The 9,123-nt window shown below is 35.7% G+C and carries 8 protein-coding genes; 1 reads left to right on the top strand and 7 read right to left on the bottom strand.

The window, feature by feature from the left end; all coding sequences use genetic code 11:
- The coding region (locus F5ESL0233_RS08155; RefSeq protein ID WP_199692585.1) for a hypothetical protein at nucleotides 1-473 on the bottom strand (473 nt) is incomplete at its 3' end.
- Between the two features lie 86 nt (nucleotides 474-559).
- On the opposite strand from F5ESL0233_RS08155, the gene dcm reads away from it, so the two are divergent.
- Entirely contained in the window at nucleotides 560-1,696 is a 1,137-nt protein-coding gene (gene dcm / locus F5ESL0233_RS08150; protein ID WP_122059677.1) for a DNA (cytosine-5-)-methyltransferase, read from the top strand.
- A 555-nt stretch (nucleotides 1,697-2,251) separates the two neighbouring features.
- Here dcm and F5ESL0233_RS08145 read toward each other — a convergent pair.
- The 6 genes from F5ESL0233_RS08145 to F5ESL0233_RS08120 form a co-directional block, all read right to left on the bottom strand.
- Nucleotides 2,252-3,097, bottom strand: a complete 846-nt coding sequence (locus F5ESL0233_RS08145; RefSeq protein WP_122059675.1) for a helix-turn-helix domain-containing protein — start codon at nucleotides 3,095-3,097, stop codon at nucleotides 2,252-2,254.
- Between the two features lie 251 nt (nucleotides 3,098-3,348).
- On the bottom strand, nucleotides 3,349-4,128 hold the full coding sequence (locus tag F5ESL0233_RS08140) for an ABC-2 family transporter protein (protein WP_199692586.1): 780 nt from the start codon (nucleotides 4,126-4,128) through the stop codon (nucleotides 3,349-3,351).
- The gene (locus tag F5ESL0233_RS08135) at nucleotides 4,128-4,883 is read right to left on the bottom strand and encodes an ABC-2 family transporter protein (protein ID WP_158593149.1); all 756 of its coding nucleotides are present in this window, start codon (nucleotides 4,881-4,883) and stop codon (nucleotides 4,128-4,130) included. The genes F5ESL0233_RS08140 and F5ESL0233_RS08135 overlap by 1 nt, the downstream gene beginning before the upstream one ends.
- Before the next feature lie 11 nt (nucleotides 4,884-4,894).
- Nucleotides 4,895-5,842: an ATP-binding cassette domain-containing protein gene (locus F5ESL0233_RS08130; protein WP_122059671.1), complete on the bottom strand. Its 948-nt coding sequence runs from the start codon at nucleotides 5,840-5,842 to the stop codon at nucleotides 4,895-4,897.
- A complete protein-coding gene (locus tag F5ESL0233_RS08125; protein WP_122059669.1) occupies nucleotides 5,832-7,451 on the bottom strand; it encodes an ABC transporter substrate-binding protein in 1,620 nt (539 codons plus the stop codon). The genes F5ESL0233_RS08130 and F5ESL0233_RS08125 overlap by 11 nt, the downstream gene beginning before the upstream one ends.
- Nucleotides 7,438-9,123: a prolyl oligopeptidase family serine peptidase gene (locus F5ESL0233_RS08120; RefSeq protein WP_122059668.1), complete on the bottom strand. Its 1,686-nt coding sequence runs from the start codon at nucleotides 9,121-9,123 to the stop codon at nucleotides 7,438-7,440. Before F5ESL0233_RS08120 ends, F5ESL0233_RS08125 begins: the two co-directional genes overlap by 14 nt.

Below are 9,123 nucleotides of genomic sequence, written 5' to 3'. Positions count from 1 at the left end.
CCTAATCTTTTATCTTTAAATTCTTTTCTACCAACAGAACCTTGACTATCCATAGTAATATTACAAGCCATTAACAGAAGTTCAAGGATAGCTTCGAATTCTTTACCTGCTCTACTTCTACGACTATTTGTATTTGAAAGAGTAAGTTGATAAATATAATCAGAATAGTTCTCTATAAATGAAGATATAATTTCTATCCTTGTTTGATTATCTTTTTGTCCTTCTGAATAGGTGGTGTCATTTTTAGCTAATTCAGTAATCATTTTTACTGTAAACTTTTTTTCCAATGGTTTAAATGCTTCCCAAGTGTTATTCCTTAATTTAGCAATCAATTTACTCACTTGAGGTATTATTTCCTCTCGAGTCATTTGATCAATTCCTAATTTCTGAAATTCTTGAAATACTAAATCATAGGGTTTAATGATTTGATCTCTATTACTCTTTATGTTTTTTTTAAAAGTATTTATATCCATGTGATATACCTCTTGATTTTAATCTTATATAGTGATAATGTGTCAATAAGAGGAATATTAGTCCTGAAAAAGGCACGGTGATAATAATGAGTGAAGATGTTGGTACTTTAATACGTAATAAAAGGGAAAAATTATGTATGACACAAAAAGAAATGGCTGATGCTATTGGGTTATCAAAATATGGTGATCGAACATTACGCAAATGGGAAAATGGAGAGAGTAAACCTACTAAGCTTGAATTATTTGCAATACTTAATTTTCCAGAGAATGCACCATTTAAAAATCCAAAAAATGCACCATTTTCTATGGTAGATCTTTTTGCTGGTATAGGTGGAACTAGATTAGGATTCCAACTTACAGGTAAAGTAAAAATTGTTTTTTCTAGTGAATGGAATAAATTCTCTCAAAAAACATATCGAGCAAATTTTGGTGAAACTCCAGCAGGCGATATTACTAAAATTAATGCTGAAGATATTCCCAACCACGATATTTTAGTAGGAGGTTTTCCTTGTCAAGCTTTTAGTCAAGCTGGTAAAAAATTAGGATTTGCCGATACCAGAGGGACTATGTTTTTTGAAATTGCTAGAATATTAAAAGCTAAAAAGCCAAAAGCTTTTTTACTAGAAAATGTTAAAAATTTACGCACACATGATCATGGTAAGACGTATAAAGTTATTATTTCTACTCTAAAAGAATTGGGTTATAAAACAACTACAATGCTATTTAAAGCTAGAGATTTTGGTGTACCACAAAATAGAGAAAGAATATATATTGTGGGTTTTGACCCTAAACAGGTTCCAAACTATTTAGATTTTTGCAAACCGATTCCGCCTAAAACCAAAACAAAAGTTGGTAATATTTTAGAAACCAAAGTTGACAGTAAGTATACTATTTCGGATAAACTTTGGGCTGGTCATCAACGTAGAAAAATACAGAATAAATTAAAGGGTAGAGGATTTGGTTATACTATAGTTAGTCCTCAGAGTCCTTATACTAATACTCTTTCTGCTCGTTATTATAAAGATGGTAGTGAAATCTTGATAGAACAAAAAAATAAAAACCCTAGAAAAATCACTCCACGTGAAGCTTCTCGTTTACAAGGTTTTCCTTCCGATTATATTATACCGGTTTCAGATACACAAGCGTACAAACAATTTGGAAATTCAGTCGCTGTCCCTGTAGTAAATGCAATTGCAAAACAAATTATAAAAGTTCTAGATTGACAATAAAGAAATCAAGTTGTCAATCTAGAAAGTGCAATGCAAATCTGTATAGAGTTTCAGTCTTGTTGACCTGTATAGACAAGCACAAATAAAAAAACCATCCCACAAAAACTTTGGAGAGCTATGGGATTGGTCTTTAACCAAACTATAATCTAGCTAACCGCCTTTAAAGCGACTGCTTGAAATTCAGAAAAGAGGTCTTGCTTTGCAAGGCTTCTTTTTCTCTATACCGTTTAAATGTTATCCGATTAATTCCAGTTACCTTGCCTGACAGCAGTACTAGTCATACAACTTTGGTAAAGCTTAAAAGCATGTTGCAATTGTGGGCTATCTCCTGTATTCGTTCAAAACTCATGAAAAGTTCGAAAAAAGGGCAACAAACCAATTTTATCCTGAATGTATAATAACTAATTCTTTTGAAGTACTAGAGCCCTAGTATATAGTGCAAGTTATCGGCAATATTATTCATGATTAGACTTTTAAAAATTTAGACAAGTTGGCCACAAATCCATATCGTATCCCACCTTTCTAATTAAGTGTAGTAAAAGATCTACTTTAAATTGGCCAGTTTTTAACTGCTAATGTACACCCCATATCAAGCAGATTCGTTTTAATCTGTTTAGCACGAGTCAAATTGCCAGAGAATAATGCTGAATAATACTCAGCAGAAATTATATAAATAATGAAATGGGTAGTTGACTCAAGATTTTTGAGATATTTTATAGCATTTATTACATTAGATTTATCATTTTTACTTTTTCCACCAGTTTTTTTCGTTTGAGTGTATTTCCAATGCAAATAATTAACACACACGGTTGCAAATCTTTCATTCATAATTTCTGAAATATTTGCAGATCGTGATATTTTTCTGAAAAAGAGAGTCATTTTGTCTTCAACAAAATCAGCAGGTAAAATTACAATTGCTGTGGCAAATAAAAGTAAAGCTTTAACATTAAAAATCCAATTTTCATTTTTGGTTAAATCGTAAATGATAGATTCTCTAAATTTATCATCTATATCATCCATATCTTTGGTTAAAAAAGCAATAGCTATCTGTGCTCTCTTTTTAAAATGGTTGTTAACCTTAGCTTCTTTTATTTGCTTAAAAACTTTAATTGCTGTGGCAACATCGTGATTATTAACTGCAAGGCTAAATTGAGACGATAGTTTTTCTTCCAATCTATTGGAATTTGGTAAGTATGTATCACGAACTTTGTCAAAAAAGTTCGGTAAATCTATATCATGCATTAGTAATATTTCTATTAAGAGATCGCTACTTATTCTTCTTGTACCATGAATTACACGCGAATATGTACCATTAGTGACAACACCAGCAGCCATCTCCTTCCCTGTTAAACCCAGTTTTATTTGTTCTTCTTTTAATGCTTCACCAATTGTCATAATTATATTCTTTTTCTTTAATTTAACATCTATATGTCAATAAAAATTATAAATTAATTGTAACCGCCGTCTATCCCAAAATCGTTTAAATTTCCTATAGGAAATTTAAACCGTGATATCAAAACTGTAACTGGTTAGGTAATAATAAAAATCACCAGCTAACATATATATAACCTCATAAAACTAAAATGATGTTAAAAATCATTTTTGATTTTTGTATTGTTAAACAATTAAGATATGGCGGAATTACTTTAGCTGCCCGTGCTCTGGTACTTTTTCAGAAACAGGCGCCATAGCTGGTAAACTAGGACAAAGTAAACGAGGCAGACTAGTGGAATGATGACCAGCCAAATCCATTCATGCCGTTGGGCAATCCGTTCCTGCGGTATTGACGCCACCCAGCCGATAGGAATGACAAAGGTCATTATCACCTTTAAGACCCCCGAGTAAATGGCCAACGGGTACTTGCTCATTTCAAAAAAGTCGAAGGTGGCCTCGGCCAGATCTGACAGGCCGTTGGAAAACAGCGACACCGTGTTGCCCAGGATGGCTAGGCTCATGAAAATCAGCGCGGTGAAGAAGGAGATGAAAATGAACATGATTGTTATGTACCAGGGGTTGTGCAGATGGGCGTCGACGATTACCAGCAAGAGCAGCGCGACCAGCAGGTCGCCCCACGAGTCCTCGTCAACCCGCTCGTTGACCAGCTGGAAGAGCGGGTTGACCGGCTTGATCAGGATAGTGTCGAGGCTGCCCTTATGGATGTAGTCGGCAATGTTGAGCGTGTTGATGAAGAAGCAGCGGAAAATCGACCAGGCCAAAGTCGCTAGGGCGTAGGTCAAAAGCAGCTGTTCGAAGCTGTAGCCTTTGATGCGCGGCACAAGGTTAAAAATGAAGCGCAAAGCAACGATGTTCAGGATGTTCTGGATGATCATGCCGCAGATGGCGAAGTAGAAGTCCAAGTCGTAAACAGCTAACGACTTGAAGTTGATCCTCATGTAGGTCGATAAGAGTTTGAGGTAGCGCATAATTAACCTCCTTGAATAACCGTCTTGGTGACGGCGTGCCTAAAGAGCAATCTAAGCAGGATGGCAAACAGCACGATGTAGGCCAGTTGGATTGCAGTCACGCGGAAGAACAGACCAGTTGTTGGCGTTTGGGCCAGTATGCCGACCGCACCAAAGGAATACTGGAAAGGCAAAAAGGAAGACAGCGTCCGCAACGCTGCCGGGTAAAAGTAGGTCGGAAAGACGTTGCCGGCTAAAATCAGCAAGATGGCCTCCTTAAAGGTGACGATGCCCCAGATGCTGTAGGTGTAAAACGACAATGTGCCCATGAGCATTTCCAGTTCAAAGTACAAAATGTAGGCCAAAACCCCCGCAACGGCAACCATTAGGATAGCCGCCGGCATTATCCGGAAGTCCAACAGCCACAGGTAGATGCCGATGTTGACTACGCCCACAAGCATGAACTTGGCCCCCGCGTAGCCGACGCTCTCCCAAAACAGCTGTGTGGAGACGGCTACCGGTTTCAACAAGTCCAAAGCGATGTCGCCCGACTGTACCTTGTCGTTGACGTCATAGCTTGTCTTGGGAAACAGGACGCTCAAAAATTGCATCAGGACAAGGTAACTAAGGGTCTGTCTGAACTCACTGACGGGCCGGTTGATAAGTACGGCCTGCCACAGGAAGTACTGCACGATAATAGAAATCAGCGTGGAAAAAAGGTAGAAGAGTAGGACGTACTTGGACGAGAAGCCTTTCTTTACTCCGATTTTGAACAGCATTAGGCGGTACCTCATTGGTGCTTGCTCCCTTCCTGCGTGTGCGCAAGCAGGTATTCCAGCTTGCCAGACTTGACTTCAATGTTATCGATTGGCACGGTCGCGGTAATTTTGCTTAAAATCTGCTTGATTTCACCGCGACCGACCCCAGCAAGCTGGTAGTTGCCGTTTTCAAGCAATTCCAGGCTCGGCCAGTCTTCTTGAAGGTCACGATAACGGCTACGGGCACTGGTGAAGGTGATGGTGGCCGGTACGTCCAAGTTGGCCACCGCATGGCTGTCCTTGTCCAAGACTAGGTGGCCCTGGTTAAGAATGACGATACGTGTGCAGACCTTCTCCACCTCGTCCAAGTCATGCGAGGTGAACAGGATAGTCTTATCCGTTAGCATATTAAGGAAGCGCACAATGCTGTTCTTGCTTAAAACGTCCAGCCCAATCGTCGGCTCATCTAGGATGATCAGATCTGGATCGTGGATCAGCGCTGCGATGAATTCGGCCTTCATGCGCTGGCCTAGGCTTAGGCTGCGCACAGGCTGGAGCAGGAAGTCACCTGCGTCAAGCATCGTGGCCAGTTGCGCGACACGCTCGTCAAAGTCCTTTTGGGCAACTTGGTAGATTTCTTGATTTAACTTGAAGGTATCCATGGCTGGCAGGTCCCAACGCAGCTGACTCCGCTGGCCGAAGACGACTCCCACCTTCATGGCATTCTTCTGCCGACTAGCGACTGGGTCAACGCCGAAGGTACGGACCGTGCCCGAGGTTGGCTGCAGGATGCCTAGGATCATCTTGATCAAGGTGGACTTGCCGGACCCGTTCAGGCCGACCATCCCCACGCGTTCGCCTAGTTTAATTCTGAGCGACACGTCTTGGACCGCATAGAACTGCCTGCGCTCCTTGTGCAGCAATCTAGCAGCTACGACTTTCTGGTATTGCTTGGAAAGGTTTTGGGTTTCAATGATCATTGCTTATTCTCCATTCATCAATATTCCAAGTTATGGGACCTGTTCTAGCATTAAAATCAATATTTTGAATTCTTGAATTTACCAACCATATTTCTCCTTGATAAAACAATGAGATTGCAGGAACGGTATTAAAAATCACTTTAGCTAATTTATAAAGCAATTTTTCCCTTTTTTGCATGTCTTGCTCTTCTGCAAGCTGTAAAAAAATGATATCGTATTCTTTATTGTGATATCCTGATATATTTTCTCCATTATAGTTATTGGATTTTTTAGGTATATTAGAATTTTTTCCACTACTTTTAACGGAACTAAATAATTCACCTTTTTCAAAAAATGCATCTCCTTCATACGCTATAGGAATAATTTTAAAAGACATATCATAGGCATGATTCAAAAAAGAACTGGAATAAAAATACTCAGTATCTATAATTTTGATTTTTAAAAATATTCCTGCTGTAGAAAATATTTTTTTTAACTTATTAGCCAATTTGCTATAGAAATCACTCTCATTAGGAATGGTTATTTCAAACTCAAAAAGTTTACTTCCCTTTTTAAAAATATTCGAATTGTTTTTAGTAAATCCATTATCCAACAAAAATTTCACAAGCTTATTTTTACCTAATTGTAAATTTTTGGAGTTAAATGCATTATCCTGATTGTAAATAAAAGTAGTTGCCGGAGACAAAGTATTATCATTCATTGAAGATAATAGGTTTGCCTCCTTTATTAACTTGTTAAGTTCTTTACGAAAAACCGTTTTTTTATTTTCATTATCAAAAAAATCATTTAACCAAAAATCATTTATTAATAAACCTATCCATGTATTCGTATTTTTTTTATACACACGCATATTGCTAAAATTTAAGTCTCTATTAAAAAAGTCAATCGAGCAAAGATCTAAATTACCTTGTGAACAAAGGCTTAATCTTTGTTTGAAATTAGGCTCTACACTTAATAAAATTTGGTCTATATCTGGATTGGGATTATAATAATTATCATTTTTTTCTAGAATTAAGCATTTCTCTTCTACTGAAACAATTTTGAAAGGACCTGTCGCTAATTTCATTTTAGTATTAGGACCTAATTCCTTAATTATGTATTTTTTCCATAGTTTTTGTTTATCCTGTATACTTAATTTTTTTGTTTTTTTGCTAAACATATTCCAAGCTTGTCTTAAAATATGTTCTGGTGCAGGTTGAAGCAAATTTGACATAGTCCTGAAAACGTATTTCTCTTTAAACAATATGGTGAATTTTTGGGGACCTTCTATTTGAATATCAGTATGTGTCCAAGCATCATATTTATTGGTATTAACTGAAGATTTATACACTTCAAACCAAAAAGCAAAATCTTTAGATGATATAGGATATCCGTCTTGCCACTTAATATCATCTCTTAATTCATAAGTAACTATATCTCCTGCAAGAACATGCTTAGTTTTTGGACTTCTTTTCAATAAATCTAGCTTTCTGTCACCTTTTGTATCCCACTTAAATAAACTAGCATTAACCAGTTGGTTAATTAACCTAGATTCTTTTTCTGTTTCAAAATGCCAAAAATCGAAAACTAAAGAGGGTATATAATCTACAGCAATTCTAATCTTTCCCATTTTTTTCTATTCCTTGTCTGATAAAGCGTATAAGTTCTTCGTATTGACTATAAACCAGTGGACCGTGAGTCATTTCGGGAATTATTTCTAACTTGCCCAATTTATAGTTTTTCCTAGATAGTTTTGAAAAATAATCCAATGTTTCGAAAGTTGATAATATTTCATCATTTATACCCTGTAAGCAAAAAAGTTCAAAACTGGGAATATCTTTATCACTAGCGATTGAAAGATAATTGATATCTTTTTCTGAGAATCTTTGAGTAAACCATTTTCTATTGTCTTCGTCTAATTTATTTATATGTTGACGTAAATTAACTAAAGGAGAAATTAATATTGCTCTAGTTTTTGTGAAATGCAGAGTTTTTGTGAAATATTCACAAAAACGATAAGCAAGTGGTGCCCCAAAGCTACCTCCTAAAAATATAAGCTTATAGTTCAATAGATTATAATTTTTAACACAATCTGTAGCTATTCTTTGAATGCCCAAAGATATCTCATTTTCCCAATTCTTCCAAATACTCTCAGCATATTTTTTTCCAAAAGATATGGAACCTGGATAATTAACTATATAAACAGTATAGCCAGCATTTAAATACTTTTCATAGTCTGCTAGCCATCTATCATCAAGTTGCTCAAAACTTTCGGGACCACCATGAAAACTAAAAATACTTCCCTTATTTTTGACTTCTTTTATAAATAATTTTTTTATATAAAAATGATCTTCATCAAAAAAAGAGTTATCTATGGAGATTTTCTTATTCGTATATGGTACAACCCGATGTAATTTTGCTTTTGCCTTTTTTTCATCATACTCATAGTAAGCACATCCATTCAACAAATCAGAAACTTTGAAACACAGTCCTTTATTTGATGGAAAACTTAAATCTATACGACCCAAACTTTTAGTTATAAATTTTGAAGTTAATTGTGCAGATTGATCTAAGTTATAAACCTGTAGAATAGATTGGGCATTTTTAACAATAACAACATATAGCTTATCTTTTAATACTTCATAATCCGTTATAACACCAGCAACCTTTATATGGCTTTCGTTCATTTTTTTATCAAAAATAAATAAAGTATCCCTTGTTATACCAATCAAATATGAGGCTGTGTATTCCCATTTTTGATTGGTATCGCTTTGAAGAATTTTATTACTCTTTTTGTTTCCCGTGGAAAAATTTGCCATAATTTCTGGCATTATGGTACTAATTGAGACAGGTTGTAAATCTAAAAGTGTTTTTTCATTGTTAAATACAACTGTTAACCATTTTTCTTCCATATCACACAATAATTTTATGTATACTTTAGGAAGACTGTCATCAAATATAATGTCAGTCAATGAAACATTCTTAGCAAACTTCGATTTGTCAAAATTTATTTTATACTCAAAATATCCATTAATAGATATACCACGAAAAATCATAGATAGATTATACTTGATATCTTGAATAACACTCCCAAATAATAGCGGTATTAATTTGTTTCCAGATAGCAAAAAATCATACGTATCTTTCTTTACAAAGACCTCTTTATGATTATCAGTATTGTTCCAAATAGATAATCCATTAAAATCTATTTTTATGTCATATTCTTTTTGGGCAATGAACAAGGGTAGTGTGGCATCAAGATTGTATCTATTTTTTAATTGTTCATCATAATGTTGCAACAT

It is taken from the genome of Lactobacillus sp. ESL0233 (assembly GCF_003692995.1).
In the GTDB taxonomy this organism is placed as follows: Bacteria; Bacillota; Bacilli; order Lactobacillales; family Lactobacillaceae; genus Lactobacillus; species Lactobacillus bombicola.
The sequence above is the reverse complement of the archived record's forward strand: the minus strand, read 5'-3'. Positions and strand labels throughout refer to the sequence as shown.

Bases quoted from the DNA above. Each gene is read 5' to 3' on its own strand.
- dcm (WP_122059677.1), top strand. From the start codon at position 560: ATGAGTGAAGATGTTGGTACTTTAATACGTAATAAAAGGGAAAAATTA.
- F5ESL0233_RS08145 (WP_122059675.1), bottom strand. From the start codon at position 3,097: ATGACAATTGGTGAAGCATTAAAAGAAGAACAAATAAAACTGGGTTTA.
- F5ESL0233_RS08135 (WP_158593149.1), bottom strand. From the start codon at position 4,883: ATGCTGTTCAAAATCGGAGTAAAGAAAGGCTTCTCGTCCAAGTACGTC.
- F5ESL0233_RS08130 (WP_122059671.1), bottom strand. From the start codon at position 5,842: ATGATCATTGAAACCCAAAACCTTTCCAAGCAATACCAGAAAGTCGTA.
- F5ESL0233_RS08125 (WP_122059669.1), bottom strand. From the start codon at position 7,451: ATGGGAAAGATTAGAATTGCTGTAGATTATATACCCTCTTTAGTTTTC.
- F5ESL0233_RS08120 (WP_122059668.1), bottom strand. From the start codon at position 9,123: ATGTTGCAACATTATGATGAACAATTAAAAAATAGATACAATCTTGAT.